Below are 19,651 nucleotides of genomic sequence, written 5' to 3'. Positions count from 1 at the left end.
CAGTCGTCGAGCGCGGAATCTGCCATCTCCGCGCATCATTCGCGGGCCCCGGTCAGGACATTGGAAATCCTGCTCAGAAACGGCTCCAACCGTTCACGTGGCGCATCGTGCTCCACCACCAGGGCCGAGACCTCCTCGCAGGACGCCACCTGATAGTGAGCGATGCTGGACAGTTTCTGGTTGGTCACCGCCACCACCACCTGGCCGCTCGCGGCCACCACCGCACGCTTGAATTCCGCGTCATCCAGGCCGAACGCGGTGATGCCGTTGTCCGCATCGATGGCGCAGGCGCCGAGGAAACACAGGTCGAAACTGAACTGCTGCAACTGCCGTACAGCCGTCAAGCCGATCACCCCACCCGTGACGGGATCCAGTTGGCCGCCCAGCAAAATGACCTTGGCGCAGGGCAGCTTCATCAACTGCACCGCGATCAGCGGTGAATTGGTGCCCACGGTCAATGGCAGCCTGGGGTCGATGGCACGGGCGATGGCCAGGTTGGTCGAACCCGCATCCATGAACACGTGCTGCCCTTCACTCAGTAACGAAGCCGCCGCCTGGGCAAGTCGCCCCTTGCGCGCCGTATCCTGGCGTACCCGCACATCCATCGGCCCTTCGGCGACAGGCAACAGGATGGCGCCGCCGTAGACACGCTTGCAGAACCCCGCCGCGGCCAATGCGCTCAGGTCTCGCCGTATGGAATGCTCGGACACCTTGAACTCGCTGGCCAGATCGGCCGCGATCACCCGGCCATACAGGGCCAGGCGGTCCCTGATCAACTGCTGGCGTTCGCCGGGAAAAGCTTCTGATGATGTATTCATGGATCAACAACCCGCATAAACAAGCACAAACAATCATAAGCGAGCAATATGCCGGTTATTGGTCTTGCCGTCAAAGCGCATGTGCGGCGTCTCGTTAGCTCTCGGCACCTGGGTGCGCCGGCCTTCAAATCGAACTTCCGCGGCGGCCGGTGCTTCAAAACAGAAGACCACCGAAACAATTTGCAGGTAATAACCCTTCTTATTAGGTGGTTTAAAGGGCCTATGGCATCATGCCCTAGTACTTTCCCCGATGAGAGCCTTGTCTGTGTCAGTGATTCCCCTAGTGGTATGCGACGACTCCAATATGGCCCGTAAGCAGGTTCTACGGGCATTACCGGCGGACTGGCCCGTCTCCATCACCGAGGCCAGCCATGGACGCCAGGCGATGGACGCCATACGCCAGGGGCTGGGCCAGGTGGTATTGCTTGACCTGACCATGCCGGAAATGGACGGTTATCAGGTACTGAGCGCCTTGCGCGCCGAGGGACTGAAGGCCCAGGTCATCGTGATTTCCGGCGACATCCAGGAAGAAGCGGTGCGCCGCGTACATGAACTGGGCGCCCTTGCCTTTCTGAAAAAACCCTTCGACGAAAACGAGCTGCGCCAGACCCTCAGTCGCCTGGGCCTGCTGAACGGCCCCGGCCTGGTGTCGTCGCAGAATCGTTCGGCCGCCAATACCGCCATCAATTTTCACGATGCCTTTCGCGAAACGGTCAACGTGGCCATTGGTCGCGCCGCCGCGCTGATCGCCAGGGTGCTGGGGGTCTTCGTGCAGTTGCCGGTGCCGAACGTGAATATCCTGGAAGTGGGCGAGCTGCACATGGCGCTGGCCGACGCCGGCAGCTCCCAGCAACTGACCGCCATCTGCCAGGGGTTCATCGGCAGTGGCATCGCCGGCGAAGCATTGCTGATATTCCACGATTCGGAAATCGCCGATATCGCCCAGTTGATGCAGCGCCAGAGCGCCGACTACTCGGACCTGGAAATGCTACTGGACCTTTCCAGCGTGCTGATCGGTGCATGCCTGAGCAGCATCGCCGAGCAGATCGATGTGGTGTTTTCCCAAGGCCACCCACAAGTGCTCGGTCAGCACGCCGCCATCGAGGAGCTCATCCGGGTCAACCGCACCCACTGGAAAAAGACCCTGGCGGTGGAAATCAGCTACGGCCTGGAAGGCCACGACATTCGCTTCGACCTGCTATTGCTGTTCACGGAAGACTCCATCGAGCGGCTGACCCACAAACTCGCCTACTTGATGAGCTGAGCCATGAACAATCCTGTCGATCTGAACGAATTCCACTGGTTGCTGGCGATTGTCCAGAGCATCGATGTCGGCGTGGTGGTGCTCGACCGCGACTACCGGGTGCAAGTGTGGAACACCTTCATGGAGAACCGTTCCGGGATACAACCCAAGGACGCCCACAACCAGCATTTCTTCAGCCTGTTTCCTGAAGTCGACCGTCAATGGTTCAGTCGCAAGGTCGAAAGCGTCGCCGCCCTGGGCACGCCAGCGTTCACGGTCTGGGAGCAACGTCCATACCTGGTGCGGTTCAAGAGCTACCAGCCGATCACCGGCCAGGAAGAGTACATGTTCCAGAACACCACGTTGCTGCCCCTGCGCTCGCCCGACAGCAAGATCAACCACATCTGCCTGGTGATCTACGATGTCACGGACGTCGCCACCAACCGTCATCAGCTCCAGGCCGCCAACGCGCAACTGCAGAAGCTCTCCAGCACCGACCGGCTGACCGGGCTGTACAACCGCGGCCACTGGGAAGAAAGCCTGAAAGCCGCCTTTGCCCGCTACCAGCGCTATGGCAACACTTCCAGCCTGGTGATGTTCGACATCGATCATTTCAAGCGGATCAACGACACCTACGGGCACCCGGCGGGCGACAAGGTGATCGAACAGATCGCCACAATGGTTCGCGAGCACGTGCGTGATTCGGACATTGCCGGGCGCTATGGTGGTGAAGAATTCGGCGTGGTGCTCTCGGACACCGACAAGGTCGGCGCCGGGATGTTCGCCGAACGCCTGCGCAAGGCTGTCGAGGAAATGGACGTGCCTTACGGTGAGCAGGTCATCCGTTTCACCATCAGCCTCGGGGTGGCCGAGCTCAACCAGCCGCTGAACAGCCACGCCGACCTGATCGCCCGGGCCGACCAGGCCTTGTATACCTCCAAGAAGACCGGGCGCAACCGGGTGACAGTGTACGAGTGATGCATGTTGGGACACCCCGGATCAGGGTGTCCCCCGCCCTTCAGGGCAACTTCAGCGCTACTGCACCCGGATGCTTGCTGACCAGGCTATAGGGCAGGACGCTCCACTCGACTCCACCACACGCCGCGGCGACATGGGGGAAGGAAGGCTCGATCATCAGGCCTTTGTCGGTGAAGTACCAGGATGGGAAGCGCCACGGGTCCTCCTCGCTGTACGCGCACTCTTCGTCGCTGCTCATCGGGTTCGGATAAAGCTTGAGCAACTGCGCCACCAGCCAGGGCGCGAACTCGTTGGAACGGTAGGCGGAGAAGGCCGCGAATCCGTCGGCGGATGCGTCGCTCTGACTGTCGAGTTCGTCGTAGTGCAACGGCTTGCCTTCGCCGACCCAGAGCACGTCCTCCAGCACCAGGGGCTGGCCGGTCTTCGCATCGAGATTGAGCGCAACGTTGTTGTGATCCGGATAAGGACCGCCACAACTGTACGCGGTGCCGATGTTCACGCTGATGACCGAGGGCGTCATCAGCAGCGGTTTGATCGTCTGGTCGTAGGAGCTTGCCTCACCACCGGCCAGGCACCCGTAGTACCCCACCACTTCCTGCCACAGGCGCCCCAACAATTGCTGGTTGATCCGCTGCCGCTCTTCGACGCTGTAGCCCGACACCACTTCGAACAGGGTCAACTTCGTCTGCGGCTCGATCCACCATTGCAACGAGTAGCCATTGAACGTCCCGGTCTTGCCCGGCTTGAGCGTCATGCCCTGAAGACGCAGGTATTCGTAGGGCGCGCTGTCGTGGAGCCCGGCGATATAGGGCAACGTTCCGCCCGGCACATCGGCCAGCCTGGCCGGCTCGAGCTCAATCTTCAGGACCTTGCCTTTGCCACTGCGCCATTCGCCGTCAAGACCGTCGGCCGTGGTCACCAGATGAAGCTGCGGCCCCGGCGCATCGCTGTCATGCCGGCGTTGGCCTTCGTCCAGCACCAGCGTCTGGCCTTGCTTCTTGCCGCTGAGCAGCAGGTCCTTGCGGTACTTGCGATAGAAATAGCGGCCCTCGCCCGAACTGGAATCGAGCTCCAGTACGATCGGCATGCCCCCCAGCGTACCGGTGTAGACACGGGCCTCCTGGTCGGCCAACGGTGCGGTGGAAAAGCCTGAGCAGACCGCCATGACCCAGCCAGCCAGATAAACAGATCCTTTGGACATCGTGTCATCCTTGAAAAATGTGTGCGTCGACTTGCTAGAAATTAGCACGGTTGCGAACAAATGGAGGCCCGAGGATCGAGGCAATCAACCCTCAAGCCTGGGTGACGCCGCGCCACCCCGTCACCCGCGACTCTCCGGCATTACAGACTCGTTCGCTCACGGCGCAGCGCCCGACCAGACTCTGTCGCCCCGCAGGCCGCTTGTTGAAACAAGCAGTGTTTCAAATCCATGAATTCTGCGACCATAGGCAAAAAAATGGCCAGGGAATGCAGGCCCCTCGTCTCCTTCCCTACGGGCATAACATGTCTTTCCTGTCATTTCGTAGCTTGCGCGCGCGATTCGCCGTCGTCGTCGCCCTGGTCGTGCTGGTGCTCAGCGGCATATTCGGCACCGTCATTGGCGACTCATCCGTATCCCGGCTCAAGGAACAGACCGGTCTACAGCTGAGCGAATACGCCTATTCCATGATCGATCGCCTCGATCGCGATATGAATAGCCGTTCGAAGGCCCTCACCGTCCTGAGCAAGCTGGAGGCGTTGCGCGACTCCGCAGACCGCGCCCAAGCGCAGGCGCTGCTCAATCACCTGAGCGACCAGTTTCCCAGTTATTCCTGGATCGGGCTGACCGATGCCCGAGGCACGGTCGTGGCATCCACCGACAGCCTGCTCGAAGGCGTCGACATCTCCCATCGGCCGGTCTTCACCAATGGACGGGACAGTACCTTCGTCGGCGACGTGCATGAAGCCGTGATGCTGGCGAAGCTGCTTCCCAACCCTTCCGGCGAAGCCATGAAGTTTGTCGATATCAGCATGCCGGTCCGGGACGAAAGCGGGCATTTCATGGGCGTGCTCGCGACGCATCTCTCCTGGGAGTGGGCCGCCGAGGTGGGGCGCTCGCTCTTTGTGCCGCTGCAGAAGCGCCTCCCTGGCCTGGAGTTCCTGGTCCTGAGCAAGGACGGCACGGTGTTGCTGGGCCCTCGGGACATGATCGGCAAGCCCATCGGCCTGAAACTCGATGACGCCAAGTCCAGTTGGTCGGTGGAACGCTGGCCGGACGGCAACCTGTACGTGGCAGGCTCTGCCCAGAGCGTCGGAGTCGACGAATACGCGGGCCTGGGCTGGACGGTGGTGACTCGGCAGCCCGCCGAGGTCGCCTTTGCCCAAGCCCATGAAGTGCGCAAGGAAATCTTCATATGGGGGGTGATCCTGTCCTTGCTGTTCGCTGTGATCGGCTGGGTGGTGGCCGGCATCGTCACGGGGCCGGTGAACGCAATCGCCGATGCCGCCGCTCGCCTGTCCGAAGGTGCCGATGTGAGCATCCCATTGCTCAAGGGCAGCCGGGAAGTCGAAACCCTCAGCGCGGCGATCCGTCACCTGGTCGACAGCCTGACGCGCAAAAGAGGCCAATTGGCCGTCGTCGAAGGCATTGCCTATCGCGATGTGGTTACCGGGCTGCCGAACCGGGCGGCCCTCGACAAGTACGTCCAGGCTGTACGCAGCGAGGCTGGGGCATCGCCTGACTTCGGCGTCCTGTGCGTGGACCTGGACGGATTCAAGCCGGTCAATGACCGCTTCGGCCATGCCGTTGGCGATGCGCTGTTGCGGGAAGTCGGCATCCGCCTCATGACGGCCGTACGCGAAGGCGATATCGCCGTCCGCCATGGCGGGGATGAGTTCGTGCTCCTGCTGCGCGTGCGCACGGCAGACCCCTTGGCCAGCATGCAAGGCGCCGCCGAACGGATCATCGCGAAGCTGGCCGAACCGGTGGTCCTGGCCGGGGAAGCCATCGGCATCGGTTGCAGCATTGGCGGAGCATTATGGACCACCGGCGCGTTCACCGAGGCCTTGGCCCAGGCCGACGAGGCCCTCTACCAGGCCAAGCGGGCGGGCAAGTCCCAGGCGAAGTTCCATGGAACCATGCTCGCGCCGACGACCCAAGCCGAGGCCTGAACGTAGCGCACACGTGACGCGGACGCGAAGTGCCCGGCCGATTGCTTTATCATGTGCGCCATTTCCTTTGCGACCCGATGGAACGATCATGACTTTCGATTTCGACACAGTATTCGACCGCCACGGCACCGGCAGTACCAAGTGGAGTCGCTATCCGGCCGACGTGCTGCCGATGTGGGTGGCCGATATGGACTTCCCCGCCCCGCCGGTGGTCATCGATGCACTGCGCAAACGCCTGGAACATCCGATGCTGGGTTACAGCGTGGCCCAGGACAACCTGCGGGCGGCCATCGTGACGGATCTGTGGAATAAATATGCCTGGCGCGTGGAGCCCCAGCAGATCGTGTTCCTGCCGGGGGTCGAGCCGGGCTTCAACATGGCCCTGCACGCCCTGGTGGAGGCGGACCAGAACGTGGTGGTGCAGGTGCCCAACTATCCGCCGCTGCGCAATGCCCCGGGCCACTGGAACCTGAACAAGGTGGAGCTGCCGTTCGAGCCGCTCGACGGCCAATTCCATACGCCCCTGGCGGCACTGCGCGATGCCCTGCAAGGTGGCGGCGCACTGTTGCTGAGCAATCCCCACAACCCGTTGGGCAAGGTGTTCGCCCGCGAAGAACTCGAAGCCGTGGCGCGCACCTGCCTGGAGCAGAACGCCTGGATCATCTCCGACGAGATCCATGCCGAACTGTGTTTCGACGGCCGCGTGCACATTCCCACCGCGTCCCTGAGCCCGGCTATCGCCGAGCGCACCATCACCCTGATGTCGGCCAGCAAGGCCTTCAACATCGCCGGATTGAAAACCTCGTTCGCCATTATCCAGGACGCCAAGGTCCGCGAACGGGTCAACAATGCCCGGGCAGGCATGGTGGACAGCGTCAACGCCATGGGTCTGGAGGCCACACGCGCCGCCTACAGCGAAGCGGGCCCCTGGCTCGAAGCCCTCAAGGCGTACCTGCAGGCCAACCGCGATTACCTGGTGGATGCGGTCAATACCCGGCTGCCCGGTATCACCATGACCGTTCCCCAAGGCACTTACCTGGCCTGGCTGGATTGTTCGGCGCTGGGATTGGACAATCCCCACGCGTTCTTCCTCGACGAGGCCAGGGTAGGCCTCAGCGCCGGGCTGGATTTCGGCGACGATGCCGGGCAATTCGTGCGCCTGAACTTCGGCTGTCCGCGGGCACTGCTGGAAGAAGGTATCGCCCGGATGGAGCGCAGCCTGAAAGCCAGGGGCTGATCGTTAGAGGGCCGTTGCGCTGGAATAGACCCAATGGCCAGGGCTGCTGCCCAGCCCTGGCCATTGGCGGGCCCCGTCGCACCGATGCCGACTATTCGTGCATGTCCGGGGTGTGCACGAAGCACAGCTTGTTACCTTCCGGGTCCCGGCAATACGCGCCGAAATATCCTTGCGAATACTGCGGACGCAGCCCCGGTGGGCCTTCGTCGTGCCCACCCATGGCGATGGCCAGCTCCCAGGCGGCGCGCACGGTCTGCGGTGAGTCGGCGGCGAAGCTGACTTGCATGCCGTTGCCCCAGGTCGCGGGCAGGCCATTGAACGGCAACTGCACGAACACCTGGGGCCAGCGTTTTCCGGGTTGATGCCAGCCTTCTCCCGGCGGGCCCGAATCGTCCTCGCTTTCCATGCGCACCAACCCCAGGCAGCCAAGGACTGCATCGTAGAACGCGATCATTTTCGGCAGGTCGCGCGCGCCGATCTGTATGTGGCTGAACACTTCCATCTCCCGGTTGGATGCGCATGGCCGTTGGATGACGCCTGTTCCAAGGCGTTCATTGTCGTTGATGAGCGGTCGCCGAAACGTCCCGCGCCACGCTCATCGACCGACGCGATGATCCGACCGAACTCTGGCCGAAGGCAGGCAGTCCACCCTGCAACGCAACTTCAACCTGCCTTGGAGAACGACAATGGCCGACTACCCTTTCCCACCTTTTCCGAAACAGAGCCAACCGGTACCCGGTACACAGCGCAAGATGGATCCGTACCCGGACTGCGGCGAACAGAGCTACACCGGCTCCGGGCGCCTGGCCAACAAGGTTGCCCTGATCACCGGAGCCGACAGCGGCATCGGTCGCGCCGTGGCGATTGCCTTTGCCCGGGAAGGCGCGGACGTGGCCATCGCCTACCTGGACGAGCACGAAGACGCCAGGGAGACCGCCCGCTGGGTCGAACAGACCGGCCGCCAATGCCTGTTGCTGCCAGGGGACCTCGCGGACAAGGCGCAATGTCGCAAGACGGTTGACGAGACCGTGGCCCGCTTCGGGCATATCGACATCCTGGTCAACAACGCCGCCTTCCAGATGACCCACGAGAACCTGGAAGACATTCCAGATGAAGAATGGGTTCGCACCTTCGATATCAACATCACCGCGATGTTCAGGATCTGCCAGGCAGCCGTGCCGCACATGAAGGCCGGTGGCTCGATCATCAATACCAGTTCGGTCAACTCCGACATGCCCAAGCCGACCTTGCTGGCCTACGCCACGACCAAGGGCGCCATCGCCAACTTCACCGGTGGCCTGGCACAGATGCTCGGCCCCAAGGGCATCCGTGTGAACAGCGTGGCGCCAGGGCCGATCTGGACGCCGCTGATCGTGGCGACCATGCCCGAGCAAGAGGTGCAGAATTTCGGCTCCCAGACACCCCTGGGCCGTCCGGGCCAGCCGGTGGAAGTGGCGCCGATCTATGTGCTGCTGGCATCGGATGAGTCCAGCTATATTTCCGGGTCCCGCTATGGCATTACCGGCGGCAAACCGATGCTCTGAACCTGCGGAGGTACGGGCGAGGAAGCTTATCCCTCGCCCGTCAGGACGACTCCTTGGGGATCACCGATATTTTCCCGTTGCGCTCGATGATCGCGAACTTGATCTGCGCCAGGGTCTCGATGCCCTGGCTCGAACGCGCCGCTTCCATGATGTCTTCCTCTATCAGCCGCGCATGCCGCATGCGCCCCCGCAGGAGCCGGCCATCCTCGACGATCACGGTCGGCCCGCCATCGATCAGCCGTGACACCCAACTGGAACGCTGCTTGAGCAGCGACAGCCCCACGTCGATGGCGATCAGCGTCACGATCACCATCAGCGCATTGGTCAACGAGAAGTCATCCCCCAGCAGGGCCTGCTGGGTCGCCTCGCCAATGATCATCAGCAGCACGAAGTCGAAAGTGGTGATGTCCGCCAGGGAACGACGGCCGGCGATCTTGAACAGCACCATCAATGCCAGGTACATCACAGCGGCCCGCAGCACCGAATCCATACGTCACCTACGGAAAAATGAATTGATCGAAACTCACCGCCACGCCACCGGGCATGGCGATGCGACTGTGGTACGTACCCAGTCCCTCGCTGAGCAAGGACAGGTGAAGACTCGCCTCGCCCCGGGCATCGGCCCGGACCCAGAGTTTCATACCCGGCCCCGCGCTTGCCGAACGCACAGGCTGGGGCTGTAGCGTCTGCACGTCGAACCCATCCATCCAGTCACCGCCCAGCTCCACCTCCAGCAAGGCATCCGGCTGGCCCTTGAGCTGCAGGACCATGGGATGGGTGGAGCCGTTGCGATGAAACAACTCGTAGCTGACCCTCAGCCGGCCATCGCTGCTCTGTGCCTCACGGCTACTCAGGGGGCCCCGGGAAAACAGCCCCGCCAGCGTCAGGATCACCAATAGCACCAGCACGTACCAACCCACGCGCTCGAAGCGCCAGACCTTGAGCTGGTAGGCCATGTCTTCGCGTACCGGAAATACCCGATTGTGGAAATCGTCGGGCTCGGTGTTTTCGTTCATGCATGCCTCCTGCCTGCTACCTGCGCTCTCCCGCCAAGGCGCGCTGGTGGAAGTGTCGCAACTGCAGGAGCGCATGCTCGGCAGCCCATAGCTGGACCTGGCTGCGCGTACCGAAAAAACGCTCCTGGCGACTGAACAGCGCCCGTTGGCCCTGGATATCGAAGGCCCAGGCAAAACATACGGTGCCGGCGGGAATCCCGTCCATGTCGTCGGGGCCGAGGATGCCTGTGGTGGCGACCGAAACATTGGCATTGGCGTCATGCAAGGCGCCCAAAGCCATTTCCTCGGCTACTTCGCGACTGGTGAGGTTGAAGGTATCGATGGTGCGGGGGTTGACCCCCAGCAGCCGTTGTTTCGCCTCGGGGGAATAGACCACATAGCCGCTTTCGATCAACGAACCGCTGCCCGGCACCTCGGCCAGCAGCGTGACGATCTGGCCGGCGGTACAGGATTCGGCAGTGGTCAGGCGCAGGTTGTGGTCGCGCAGATAAGCAACCAGTGAATGAGCGACAGTCATGGCACATGGGTCCTTCAGGAGATCTGATGGGTTGACCGCCGTCGCCGTCATTCATTCCCTTTGATCGCATCGCCGCCTGTGAGCAGCAAATAAATGAAACCCCAGGGAAATCCCGCACCTCAAAACCACATGGGCCTCACGCAGAGGCTGTCTCGATAGGAGGTCGTCATGTCAGCACCCCTCGTCAAGCTGTTCACCCATCCCGAGTTCGCCTGGAAAGACATCCGCGAACAGGAACAGGCTCATCCGAGCCATTACCTCGGCCACCTGCTGCTGTTGGCCCTGATCCCTACGGTGTGCCTGTTCATCGGCACCACCTGGACCGGCTGGAGCCTGGCCGAGAACGAAACCGTACGCCTCAACAGTGCCAGCGCCTTGCAGCTGTGCGTGCTGCTGTACCTGACCATCGTGGCGGGCGTGGTGCTCATGGGCGCGTTCATCCGCTGGATGTCGCGTACTTTCGAGGCCCGTCCCACGCTCAACCAGTGCATCGGGTTTGCGGCCTATACCGCCACGCCCTATTTTCTCGCCGGTTTGATGGGCCTCTACCCCAACCGTTGGCTGGCGGCCATTGTACTGTTGGCGGCGTCGGCCTACGCGACCTTCCTCTTGTTCGTTGGCCTGCCCAGGTTCATGAACCTGAAGAAGGAGCAAGGCTTGCTGTATTCGGCCAGTGTATGGGGCGTGGGGCTGCTGGTCCTGGTGACCATCCTGGTGGAAATGATCCTGTTCTGGTTCAACGTGCTGCAGCCTGAGTACCTGCGCTTCCCGGCGGGCTGAGGATCATTTGCCCGCCTTCTTCATGCCGATCCGCCGACGCATGTCGGCGGTGATGCTCTGGCGGGTTTTCCTGAGTTCGGCCCAGGGTTCATGACCCACCTCGGCGAGGCGTTCGTGAACGTTGTGGATGTTCCACAGGTTTGCCCCCTTGAGCTCGGCCACTTCTTCGCGATAGATCGGTACGGACACCGGCAACCCTTCCCGGGTGCGGGCGGCGTAGGCACAGATGGTGGTGGCACCCAGGCCGTTGCGCAGGTAATCGATGAAGATCCGCCCTACCCGGTTCTTCGGCCCGGACACCGCGGAGAAACGGTCCGGCAGCAACTTCGCCATGTGGCTGACGATGGCGTGGCTGAAGCCCTTCACCTCGTCCCAACCCGCTTTGCGCGTCAATGGCACCACCACATGGATGCCTTTGCCGCCGCTGGTCTTGAGAAACGCCTTCAGGCCCAGCTCATCGAGCACCGACAGGGTCAGCTGCGTGGCCTCCACCATGCTTTTCCAGGGCAGCGCCGGATCCGGGTCAAGGTCCAGGACGAAGCGATCAGGCTTGTCCAGGTCCACCGTCGTTGCGTTCCAGGTGTGCAGTTCCACCGTGCTCATCTGCACCGCGCCGATCAACGCCTCGGGGTTGTTGATGATCATCACCGGGTGTCCGGTGACTGATTTGTCCAGGCTCGTGATGCCCGGAATGGCCAGGCGCTCGGCGTTTTTCTGGAAAAACAGTTCGCCGGCGATGCCATCCGGCGCCCGCACCAGTGCCACGGGACGCTCGGCCAATTCCGGCAGGATGAATTCGGCGACGCTGGCGTAATACTCGGCCAACTGTAGCTTGGTGGTGCCGCTGGTGGCATCGATGATCCGGTCCGGGTGGGTGATGCGGACCTTGCCCTCCATGCCCTGGGCTGCCGACGCCTTGGCCTTGCCTTTCGCCTTGGGTTTGTCTGGCGCACGAGCGGGAGCGCTCTGGGCCTCGGCAGCCTTGGCCTTCTTCGTGTCGGCTGATTTCTTCACCGGTCTGGCCTTCTCCGGGGTGATGTCCTTGGCCGGTTTGTCGTTGCGCAAACCATGGAACACCGCGTGTCGCACCGAACCTTCCTTAGTCATTTCGGCGAACGCCACTTCGGCCAGCAAGCTGGGTTCGAGCCAATGCACGCCCTTGGCCTCGTAGCCGGTGGGCGGATTCACCACCGCGGCTTTTTTCGTCTCAAGGGGCAACAGCTGCTGGTAGATGCTCTTGAGGGTGGTTTCGTTAAAGCCCGTGCCCACTTTGCCGGCGTAGCGCAACTCACCGCTGTCGGCGTCATGCAGCCCCAGCAGCAGCGCACCGAAGGCACTGCGTGCACCCTTGGGCTCGCTGAAGCCCACCACTACGAACTCCTGGCGATTCTTGCACTTGAGCTTGATCCAGTCGTTGCTGCGCCGGGACACGTAGGCGCTGCCCATTCGCTTGCCGATCAACCCTTCCATGCGCATCTGGCAGGCGCTGTTGAGCAGGGCTTCGGGCGTTTCCTCGAAGGCATCGGAAAAGTGCAGCAGCGGGTCTCGATTGCGTTCGAGCACCGCCGCCAGCGCCGCGCGCCGCTCCTGCACCGGCACTTTGCGCAGGTCCATGCCATTGAGATAAGGCAGGTCGAACAGGTAATAGGCGATCTTGCCGCTGCTGCCCGCATCGAAGGCGTTCTGCAGGGCCTGGAAGTCCGGTACTCCATCCTCGTTGGCCACCACCATTTCCCCATCGAGCCAGGCCGACTCCAGCCCCAGCCCGGCCAGGGCCTCGGCCTGGCGTGGCAATTTATGGGTCCAGTCATGGCCGTTGCGGGTGATCAGGCGAACGTCGCCGTCTTCGATACGGGCCATGACCCGGTAGCCGTCGAACTTGATCTCGTAGAGCCATTCGCCGTCGGGAGCGCTTTGCACCAACGTCGCCAGTTCCGGCTTGAGAGTCTCCGGGATCGGCCCCGGAACCGCGCCACTGAGAGTGGTACCGGAAGCTTTTTTCGACGACTTTGGCGGGGAGGCTTTTTCCGGCTGTTTCACGGCCTTGGCAGCGGCGGCCTTGCCACGGCGCTTGGGTATGATGGTACGGTCGCTGAGCACGCTGTCGGGCTCGGCCTGCACCACGTCGTATTCGCTTTGCGGGCGGGCCGCTTCGTCCTGATGCTTGATCAAGAACCACTGCTCCTGCTTGCCGGGCATGTGAGTGCGCACCAGGTTCCACAGGCCGGCGAGCTTCTCGCCTTGCAACTCGAACTTGAGTCGGCCCTTTTCGTAGGCCTCGTGGGGATCGCCCTGGGGAATCCATACGCCCCGATCCCAGACAATGACATCGCCAGCACCGTAGTGCCCTTCCGGAATGCTGCCCTCGAACGTCGCATAGTCCAGCGGGTGGTCTTCGACATGCACCGCCAGGCGCTTGGCCTTGGGGTCCAGGGACGGGCCCTTGGGCACCGCCCAGCTCTTGAGCGCACCGTCCAGTTCAAGCCGGAAGTCGTAATGCAGGCGCGTGGCGTCGTGCTTCTGGATACAGAACTGCAGGGCGTGGGCCGCCTTCTTCGCTCGACGCGAGCGCTTCGCCGCCGGCTCCGGGGTGGCGGCGAAATCGCGCATGCGGTTGTAGTCGTCGAGGGTCTTGCTGGCCATCATGCACCTGCGGCCTGGGGCAATTGCGGGCTGGCAACAGGCAGCCCGGCGGTTTCCGAGAGCAGTTGATCGACAACCCGGCCCAAGGCCTGCTCGATGGAGTCCCCCAGCAACAGCCCCTGTTCGTAGAGCACCACCTGCCGGTCGGAGCTGGTGCCTTCCTGGACGATGCGTCGAGCCTGCTTGAATACGTCCTGGACCCCGAGTGCAGCGGCGGTGTCGCCGAAGGTCTGTTCGGCCATGGTCAACCATTCACCGATGAGCACCGGTTGCTCCTGGCCTTCGATGATGAACTCCGCCAGGATGCCGTGGCGCTTGGCCCGCAAGCGGTTTTCCTTGAGGATCCATTGGGACATCTGGCTGTACCGGGCACCTGGCTTGGGTTGGGCGGCGGCATGGGCCACCATCAGGCGAAACAGCGAGACCAGGCAGAGCACATCCTCGACCCGGGGACAGGCGTCGCAGATCCGCAGCTCCAGGGTCGGATAGCGGGACGAAGGCCGTATCACCCACCAGCAATCGCTGGCCTGACGAATCGAGCCGGTGCGCATGAGCAGGTCGACGTAGCTGGCGAAAGCCGATTCGTTCTCGAAATATTCCGGCACCCCCATCCGTGGCCACTCATCGCAGGCGACCTGACGATAGCTGCTGAAGCCACTGTAGGCCCCATTCCAGAACGGTGACGATGCGCTCAAGGCCAGGAACATCGGCAGCCAGGGCAGGACCTCGTTCATCACCTTGACCCGGTCCCGATCGGCCGGCACCTCCACGTGCACATGCAAGCCCGACAGCACGCTGCGCCGCGCCACCCGCTGGTAGTCGTCGAACAATTGCTGGAAATGCAGTTCATCGGTGGGCTGCAGCTCCTGGGTCGCCATGGGGTGCGAACCGGCGCTGAGCAGCCCCAGCCCATAAGGCGCCAGGCGCTGGGTCAACCCGGCGCGTACCTGGGCCAGGAAATCGGCGGCCTCGGGCAGGCTGCGAAAGATGGGCGACGCCATCTCGATCTGGCTCTGGAACATCTCATGGGCGAAATGCTTGCCCAACTCGGTCCGGCAAGCCGCGACGGCGGCCGCCGACGGTTGCCCGGGCATGCTGCGGGTTTGCAGGTCGGTGAGGAAATATTCTTCTTCAATGCCGAACTTCAGACGCCTGTTCATCGATGATCCCTCCGGTTCCCGCGCCAATGCGGGTTACAACCAACGCCACCACGGCGATCCTTTCCACGTCCTGATACCCCGGTGTCAGCAATTCCTCGCCAAAGACATCCGGGTCCAATTCCTTGTAGGTCCAGCCAAATTGCGCCGAGTCGCGCCACGCACCCAGAGCCTCCAGGAACGGATCGCGACCGTCGACCATCGCCACACCGGTATAGAGCACCAGCGAACCGCCGGGGCGCAGGCGCGGCAAGGCCTGTTCGACGATGCGCAGCGACAGGCCGGCGCCCAGAGCCCCGCCACCATGGCGATAGGCACGCTCGTCCGGATCGGCCATGTAGGGCGGGTTGGCGACGATCAGGTCGAAGTCGCCCTCCACGTCCTTGAGCAGATCGCTGTGGGCGATCTCGATATTACCCACCTCCGCCAGTGCCGCATTGACCGCGCTCAGGCGCAGGGCCAATGGATTGATGTCCAGCGCCAACACCTGCGCCTCGCGCCGGGCCCGAGCGATCACGATCGCGCCGACCCCGGCGCCGCAGCCGATGTCCACCGCCCGATGCACCGCAGTGAAGTTCTGTTGCAGGTGCGCATGGATCAACTGGGCGAAACGATAGCTGTCTGGCCCGAAGAACACCGCATCGTTGGCCTGGGTCGGAAACCGGGAGTGGGCGAAAAGCATCCCGTCCAGGCTCGACCAGCGAACCCGGCTGTACAGCAGACCGTCGCGCGCTTCCAGCACCTGCGCATCCTGCAACTGGCGCTGCTCGTCGGCGGAAATCAGCCCCGGCGCAAACGGCCGCGACCAGCCGAACACATCCCGCAGCGTCCTGGAGCGTTCGTTGCCGGGCCGCTGGTTGACCCGCTCGTGGGTCAACGGCGTCGGCGTGATGAAACGATAGCCGTCCGCTTGCAGGCGGCGGCCAAGCTGCAGTAGCGCCAGGTCGGGCTCGGACAGGCGTTCTTCCTGATTCATGCAGGGCTCCTAGCGAAGTACGGATTTGAGTTCGATGAACCGTCGGGTGGCCAGCAGACCCGCCGGATGACTGTGGCGATGGGCCGATAGCCAGGGCATCAGGATCTGCATCTGCTCATCGGCGGCCTTGCCCCGCAGGGCCTGTTGCAGGTTCTGGACATCGGGATCTTCCACCGGCATCGGCGGCTCGCAGGCAGCCCCCTGGTTGCGGCGTGGAGTACTGCGGCCGCCCTCGGGCTGCCAGTCGCCGGCGATCCAATCGTGCAGCAACTGTTTTTCGTAGGGGCTGAAGACCCCGAACATGGCCGCGCCGGCCCCTTCGATCAGGGTCCAGAAGCGGCTGTTGCGTGGGTCTTCGTGGCGCTTGATCCAGCCCTTGTTCTGCAGTGCCTGGAGGAACCCTTGCAGTTGCCCGGGCCTGGAGAGCCATTGGTTGACGGTCTGGCCTTCGAACTTGCAGTAATCGGAATGCATGTGCTGGCCGAACGGGCGCTTGCGTTCCAGCATGTCCAGCACTTCACGCTCCAGGTCGAACGACTCGATGATCGCCCGGCTGCCCTGTCCCAGGTCGTTGAGGCGATAGCCCAGGGTGACCCGTCGCCAGAAAGCCTCGCGGTCGGCTTCCATCGGCATCAATTGCAGCAGCGCTTGCACGGCCTTGTAGGCGTGGCCGGTGCTGGCGTTGTCGATGGTGACGTGCAGGGTGAAATAATACGGGTCGATCTCCAGCTCGCTCAGCTCGTAGGCGCTGATCAGCAGGTGCAGGGGCAGTTGTTCGTAACCCAGGTTGTAGCCGATGACTTCCGGCAGGTAATCGTCGCCGGCATGACCCAAGGCCAGTTGCACCGCACCCTGCAGGTAGAGTTCATCGTCGATCTGCGGGGCATCCGCCAGCCCGTGTTCGGCCAGCAGCTTGCGATAGATCACCACGTGGTTCTGCGCCGGGTTGCCATCTCCCAGTTCTTCCAGGTAGGTACACAACAGCCCTTCGAAGCGGTGGTCATGCCAATGCTTGAGCACTGCGTAGAGCCAGGCGCCGTCCACCAGCTTGGTGGGCGCGACAGCCTGCAGAAAGTACAAGGCATGGGCCTTGCTGCCGAAGAACTCCCGCGCACCGCCGCCTTTGCGACGTTCCAGGTAATCGGCATATTGCCGGGCCACGCCAGCGCTGTGCTGTTCGACCCAGGCATGCAAGGCTGTAGGGTCGTCGGGCATTTGCTGAGGCAACGCCGCGGCTTTTTCCAGGCATGGCTGGAGGAAGGCCTGGGCGGCGGCTTGCTTGTCGCCGTCGTCGGGGTCTTGGAGCAACCGTTCGTAGCATTGGCGTACGCTCCCGGCCTGGGGGAACGGTGCATCTGCAAGCGGGTGTCCGGTGGCAGGCCGGTGGAGGGATGTCAGCGCAGTCATAAGGGCCTCATGTATGGTCGGCAGGACGCTGAACCAGCACGTCTCTTTCATTGCAGAGCGCTTGGCACGACGAAAAATTCCCTCCGGTTGAACGGCCGCCGGATAAACGGAACCGTATCGCCCCCCCACGCCTCGAATGAATGACAGGCCGCCTTGAACCGCTTTGCCCAAGGGCTCTAGCGCCTCGATTCGATGGGGCACCCGGTAACCATGGCTGGCATGACCACGGCCCCCCTCCAAGGAGCGACAATGATTTTCACCGCTTGGGTCGCTGTGCTCGGTGCCGTTCTGCTGACCCTGGCCCTGACCTCCTCCTACCTGCGCTGGATGCCGGTCACCACCTCGGCGGTGTGCCTGGTACTGGGCGCCGCCATCGGCCCGATGGGGCTGGATCTGCTGAGGCTGGACCTCGCCGACTCGTCTGCCTGGATGGAACACCTCACCGAAATCGCCGTGGTGTTTTCGTTGTTCGTCAGCGGTCTCAAGTTGCGCTTGCCATTCAAGGACCACACCTGGCGCGTGGCCTATGGCCTGGCCGGCCCGGTGATGATCCTGACCATCGCCGGCCTTTGCCTGGCGCTGCACTACCTGTTCGGTCTCGGCTGGGGCGTGTCGCTGCTGATCGGCGCGATGCTGGCCCCGACCGATCCGGTGCTGGCGGCGCTGGTCCAGGTCAACGATGCCCGCGACGACGACCGGGTGCGCTTTGGCCTGTCCGGCGAGGCGGGGTTGAACGACGGTACCGCATTTCCGTTCGTGATCCTGGGTTTGCTGATGCTGCGCGAGGACGGCAGCGGTTTCCTCCTGGAGTGGACTTTGCGCAATGTCTTGTGGGCTGTTCCGGCCGGCTTGCTGGTGGGCTATTGGATGGGACGCGGGATCGGCAAGCTCACCTTGTCGATGCGCATCAGGAATGCCGATAGCACCCTCTCCCCCAACGATTACCTGGCCCTGGCGCTGATCGCCCTGGCCTATGTCGCCGCCGAGTCGATCCAGGGCTATGGCTTTCTCTCGGTGTTCGCCGCCGGGCTGGGCCTGCGTCAGGCCGAGGTCGCCTCCACCGACAAGGACGCGCCGCCCGCCGAGCACCTGGTACAACCGGTGGTGGGCCATGAGACCGTCGCGCCGCCCGAGGCGCTGGTGGGCGACACACAATCGCTGGATGAAGGACAGGTGGCCGCTGGCGTCATGATGGGGGACATGCTGGCCTTCGGCAGCCTGGTGGAACGCGCCATGGAGGTGTTCCTCGTCACCCTGTTGGGGGTCGTGCTGGCCAGCCATTGGGACTGGCGCGCCCTGGCCATCGGAGCACTGCTGTTTCTGCTCATCCGCCCACTGAGTGTGTTGGCAATGCCCTGGGGCCGCCTGCTGGACCGGCCCCAACGCCTGCTGATCGGCTGGTTCGGCATACGCGGCATCGGCAGCCTGTTCTATCTGTTCTTCGCCCTGAACCATGTGCTGCCACCCGACGTGGCGCAACTGTGCACCAACCTGACCTTGTCGGTGGTCGCCCTGAGTATCCTGGTCCATGGCCTGAGCACCCAGCCAACGCTGACCTGGTATGAGAGTCGCAAGCAACCGGACCGTCGGCCTAGCCCCCCGGATCGGTCACCTGGATAAAGATCGAATAGCCTCCCAGCAGTACCCAGAACGTAGCGAAGATCCAGGGCGTGCGCAGGGAAAACAGCAGCGACTTGCGATAGCCCTTGTGGGTCGATTCCCGCTCGCTGAACAACGGCGACTCGTCATAGACCAGCCCCATCATCGGTTCGGCGCGCAGCAGCTCGCTCTGCTTGAAATGCCAGTGGTCGATGATCTCGTAGGCCGCGCGTATGCCCGGCCAGGCATTGAGGGAGCTCAAGAACCCCAGTAGCGCCAGGAACGGTGGCACCACCAGGGTGAACAACTTGCCCCACTCCGGGTTCAGGTTGGCCATGCATGAGGCGAAGGCGATCACCAGAAAGGACTGGGCGGCCAGGTAGGCATCGGTTCGATTGGCCAGGATGCTGGTTTCGTACTGGATCTCCCGTCGATAGAAATCCAGCCGCTCCTTGGGAGAGCCGAACAGCTTGGCGTTGTGTTCCGTCAGTTCTTCTTCCTGGGTCTGGCTGGTCAGGATGCGGGGCATTGCGCAGGTCATTCCTCGATGATGATTGAGCTTCGTTGGAGGAACGCGCCATCGGGC

The 19,651-nt window shown here is 62.9% G+C and carries 18 protein-coding genes; 7 read left to right on the top strand and 11 right to left on the bottom strand.

Translation table 11 applies throughout. From position 1 onward, the window contains the following. Window positions 1–35: 35 nt before the first annotated feature. A complete protein-coding gene (locus tag BT179_RS15595; protein ID WP_072398485.1) occupies window positions 36–818 on the bottom strand; it encodes a DeoR/GlpR family DNA-binding transcription regulator in 783 nt (260 codons plus the stop codon). A gap of 250 nt (window positions 819–1,068) precedes the next feature. Between BT179_RS15595 and BT179_RS15590 the strand changes: the two genes are divergently transcribed. Together BT179_RS15590 and BT179_RS15585 are read left to right on the top strand one after the other, a co-directional pair. Continuing rightward, the gene (locus BT179_RS15590) at window positions 1,069–2,082 is read left to right on the top strand and encodes a response regulator (RefSeq protein ID WP_072398484.1); all 1,014 of its coding nucleotides are present in this window, start codon (window positions 1,069–1,071) and stop codon (window positions 2,080–2,082) included. A 3-nt stretch (window positions 2,083–2,085) separates the two neighbouring features. Beyond that, window positions 2,086–3,039 (top strand): sensor domain-containing diguanylate cyclase, encoded by a 954-nt coding sequence (locus BT179_RS15585; RefSeq protein ID WP_072431188.1) that lies wholly within the window; start codon window positions 2,086–2,088, stop codon window positions 3,037–3,039. Window positions 3,040–3,079: 40 nt separating this feature from the next. Here BT179_RS15585 and BT179_RS15580 read toward each other — a convergent pair whose 3' ends face one another. Beyond that, window positions 3,080–4,240 (bottom strand): hypothetical protein, encoded by a 1,161-nt coding sequence (locus tag BT179_RS15580; RefSeq protein ID WP_072431187.1) that lies wholly within the window; start codon window positions 4,238–4,240, stop codon window positions 3,080–3,082. A 302-nt stretch (window positions 4,241–4,542) separates the two neighbouring features. Between BT179_RS15580 and BT179_RS15575 the strand changes: the two genes are divergently transcribed. Together BT179_RS15575 and BT179_RS15570 are read left to right on the top strand one after the other, a co-directional pair. Next, on the top strand, window positions 4,543–6,189 hold the full coding sequence (locus BT179_RS15575; RefSeq protein ID WP_072398481.1) for a diguanylate cyclase domain-containing protein: 1,647 nt from the start codon (window positions 4,543–4,545) through the stop codon (window positions 6,187–6,189). A gap of 88 nt (window positions 6,190–6,277) precedes the next feature. After that, entirely contained in the window at window positions 6,278–7,426 is a 1,149-nt protein-coding gene (locus BT179_RS15570; RefSeq protein WP_072398480.1) for a MalY/PatB family protein, read from the top strand. Window positions 7,427–7,517: 91 nt separating this feature from the next. Here BT179_RS15570 and BT179_RS15565 read toward each other — a convergent pair whose 3' ends face one another. Then, window positions 7,518–7,922, bottom strand: coding sequence for a VOC family protein (locus BT179_RS15565; protein WP_083526383.1), 405 nt, complete (start codon window positions 7,920–7,922; stop codon window positions 7,518–7,520). 190 nt (window positions 7,923–8,112) lie between these two features. Here BT179_RS15565 and BT179_RS15560 point away from each other — a divergent pair, with 190 nt between their 5' ends. After that, window positions 8,113–8,970: an SDR family oxidoreductase gene (locus BT179_RS15560; protein ID WP_072431186.1), complete on the top strand. Its 858-nt coding sequence runs from the start codon at window positions 8,113–8,115 to the stop codon at window positions 8,968–8,970. A gap of 40 nt (window positions 8,971–9,010) precedes the next feature. Here the strand turns inward: BT179_RS15560 and BT179_RS15555 are convergent, their stop codons facing one another. Genes BT179_RS15555 through BT179_RS15545 form a run of 3 tightly spaced genes read right to left on the bottom strand, consistent with a single transcriptional unit; the run spans window position 9,011 to window position 10,503 of the window. Then, the gene (locus BT179_RS15555; RefSeq protein WP_053151126.1) at window positions 9,011–9,460 is read right to left on the bottom strand and encodes a DUF421 domain-containing protein; all 450 of its coding nucleotides are present in this window, start codon (window positions 9,458–9,460) and stop codon (window positions 9,011–9,013) included. A 7-nt stretch (window positions 9,461–9,467) separates the two neighbouring features. Next, window positions 9,468–9,986, bottom strand: coding sequence for a hypothetical protein (locus BT179_RS15550; protein ID WP_072431185.1), 519 nt, complete (start codon window positions 9,984–9,986; stop codon window positions 9,468–9,470). Window positions 9,987–10,002: 16 nt separating this feature from the next. After that, window positions 10,003–10,503, bottom strand: a complete 501-nt coding sequence (locus BT179_RS15545; protein WP_072398475.1) for a CinA family protein — start codon at window positions 10,501–10,503, stop codon at window positions 10,003–10,005. Between the two features lie 168 nt (window positions 10,504–10,671). Between BT179_RS15545 and BT179_RS15540 the strand changes: the two genes are divergently transcribed. Then, on the top strand, window positions 10,672–11,283 hold the full coding sequence (locus BT179_RS15540) for a Yip1 family protein (protein WP_072398474.1): 612 nt from the start codon (window positions 10,672–10,674) through the stop codon (window positions 11,281–11,283). Between the two features lie 3 nt (window positions 11,284–11,286). On the opposite strand, the gene ligD is transcribed toward BT179_RS15540, so the two are convergent. The 4 genes from ligD to BT179_RS15520 are packed head-to-tail and all read right to left on the bottom strand — an operon-like array spanning window position 11,287 to window position 17,466. Continuing rightward, window positions 11,287–13,926, bottom strand: coding sequence for a DNA ligase D (gene ligD, locus BT179_RS15535; protein WP_072431280.1), 2,640 nt, complete (start codon window positions 13,924–13,926; stop codon window positions 11,287–11,289). Then, window positions 13,926–15,086, bottom strand: coding sequence for a carboxylate-amine ligase (locus tag BT179_RS15530; RefSeq protein WP_072431184.1), 1,161 nt, complete (start codon window positions 15,084–15,086; stop codon window positions 13,926–13,928). The genes ligD and BT179_RS15530 overlap by 1 nt, the downstream gene beginning before the upstream one ends. Then, entirely contained in the window at window positions 15,058–16,059 is a 1,002-nt protein-coding gene (locus BT179_RS15525) for a methyltransferase (protein WP_072398471.1), read from the bottom strand. Before BT179_RS15525 ends, BT179_RS15530 begins: the two co-directional genes overlap by 29 nt. A 9-nt stretch (window positions 16,060–16,068) precedes the next feature. Beyond that, the gene (locus BT179_RS15520; protein ID WP_072431183.1) at window positions 16,069–17,466 is read right to left on the bottom strand and encodes an iron-containing redox enzyme family protein; all 1,398 of its coding nucleotides are present in this window, start codon (window positions 17,464–17,466) and stop codon (window positions 16,069–16,071) included. A 249-nt stretch (window positions 17,467–17,715) separates the two neighbouring features. On the opposite strand from BT179_RS15520, the gene BT179_RS15515 reads away from it, so the two are divergent. Further along, the gene (locus tag BT179_RS15515; RefSeq protein WP_072398469.1) at window positions 17,716–19,086 is read left to right on the top strand and encodes a cation:proton antiporter; all 1,371 of its coding nucleotides are present in this window, start codon (window positions 17,716–17,718) and stop codon (window positions 19,084–19,086) included. Here the strand turns inward: BT179_RS15515 and BT179_RS15510 are convergent. Beyond that, window positions 19,058–19,594, bottom strand: a complete 537-nt coding sequence (locus BT179_RS15510) for a hypothetical protein (RefSeq protein ID WP_072398468.1) — start codon at window positions 19,592–19,594, stop codon at window positions 19,058–19,060. The two genes, BT179_RS15515 and BT179_RS15510, sit on opposite strands and share 29 nt — an antisense overlap. Window positions 19,595–19,651 lie beyond the last annotated feature (57 nt).

The organism is Pseudomonas sp. NFACC43 (genome assembly GCF_900119645.1).
Classification (GTDB): Bacteria; Pseudomonadota; Gammaproteobacteria; order Pseudomonadales; family Pseudomonadaceae; genus Aquipseudomonas.
This window is presented reverse-complemented; position numbering and strand designations above follow the sequence as displayed.

What these genes read in the sequence shown, in the direction of transcription:
- BT179_RS15550 (WP_072431185.1), bottom strand. Translation starts at nt 9,986, where the DNA reads ATGAACGAAAACACCGAGCCCGACGATTTCCACAATCGGGTATTTCCG.
- ligD (WP_072431280.1), bottom strand. Translation starts at nt 13,926, where the DNA reads ATGGCCAGCAAGACCCTCGACGACTACAACCGCATGCGCGATTTCGCC.
- BT179_RS15525 (WP_072398471.1), bottom strand. Translation starts at nt 16,059, where the DNA reads ATGAATCAGGAAGAACGCCTGTCCGAGCCCGACCTGGCGCTACTGCAG.
- BT179_RS15585 (WP_072431188.1), top strand. Translation starts at nt 2,086, where the DNA reads ATGAACAATCCTGTCGATCTGAACGAATTCCACTGGTTGCTGGCGATT.
- BT179_RS15530 (WP_072431184.1), bottom strand. Translation starts at nt 15,086, where the DNA reads ATGAACAGGCGTCTGAAGTTCGGCATTGAAGAAGAATATTTCCTCACC.
- BT179_RS15595 (WP_072398485.1), bottom strand. Translation starts at nt 818, where the DNA reads ATGAATACATCATCAGAAGCTTTTCCCGGCGAACGCCAGCAGTTGATC.
- BT179_RS15560 (WP_072431186.1), top strand. Translation starts at nt 8,113, where the DNA reads ATGGCCGACTACCCTTTCCCACCTTTTCCGAAACAGAGCCAACCGGTA.
- BT179_RS15570 (WP_072398480.1), top strand. Translation starts at nt 6,278, where the DNA reads ATGACTTTCGATTTCGACACAGTATTCGACCGCCACGGCACCGGCAGT.
- BT179_RS15590 (WP_072398484.1), top strand. Translation starts at nt 1,069, where the DNA reads ATGAGAGCCTTGTCTGTGTCAGTGATTCCCCTAGTGGTATGCGACGAC.
- BT179_RS15575 (WP_072398481.1), top strand. Translation starts at nt 4,543, where the DNA reads ATGTCTTTCCTGTCATTTCGTAGCTTGCGCGCGCGATTCGCCGTCGTC.
- BT179_RS15555 (WP_053151126.1), bottom strand. Translation starts at nt 9,460, where the DNA reads ATGGATTCGGTGCTGCGGGCCGCTGTGATGTACCTGGCATTGATGGTG.
- BT179_RS15515 (WP_072398469.1), top strand. Translation starts at nt 17,716, where the DNA reads ATGATTTTCACCGCTTGGGTCGCTGTGCTCGGTGCCGTTCTGCTGACC.
- BT179_RS15510 (WP_072398468.1), bottom strand. Translation starts at nt 19,594, where the DNA reads ATGCCCCGCATCCTGACCAGCCAGACCCAGGAAGAAGAACTGACGGAA.
- BT179_RS15545 (WP_072398475.1), bottom strand. Translation starts at nt 10,503, where the DNA reads ATGACTGTCGCTCATTCACTGGTTGCTTATCTGCGCGACCACAACCTG.
- BT179_RS15520 (WP_072431183.1), bottom strand. Translation starts at nt 17,466, where the DNA reads ATGACTGCGCTGACATCCCTCCACCGGCCTGCCACCGGACACCCGCTT.
- BT179_RS15540 (WP_072398474.1), top strand. Translation starts at nt 10,672, where the DNA reads ATGTCAGCACCCCTCGTCAAGCTGTTCACCCATCCCGAGTTCGCCTGG.
- BT179_RS15580 (WP_072431187.1), bottom strand. Translation starts at nt 4,240, where the DNA reads ATGTCCAAAGGATCTGTTTATCTGGCTGGCTGGGTCATGGCGGTCTGC.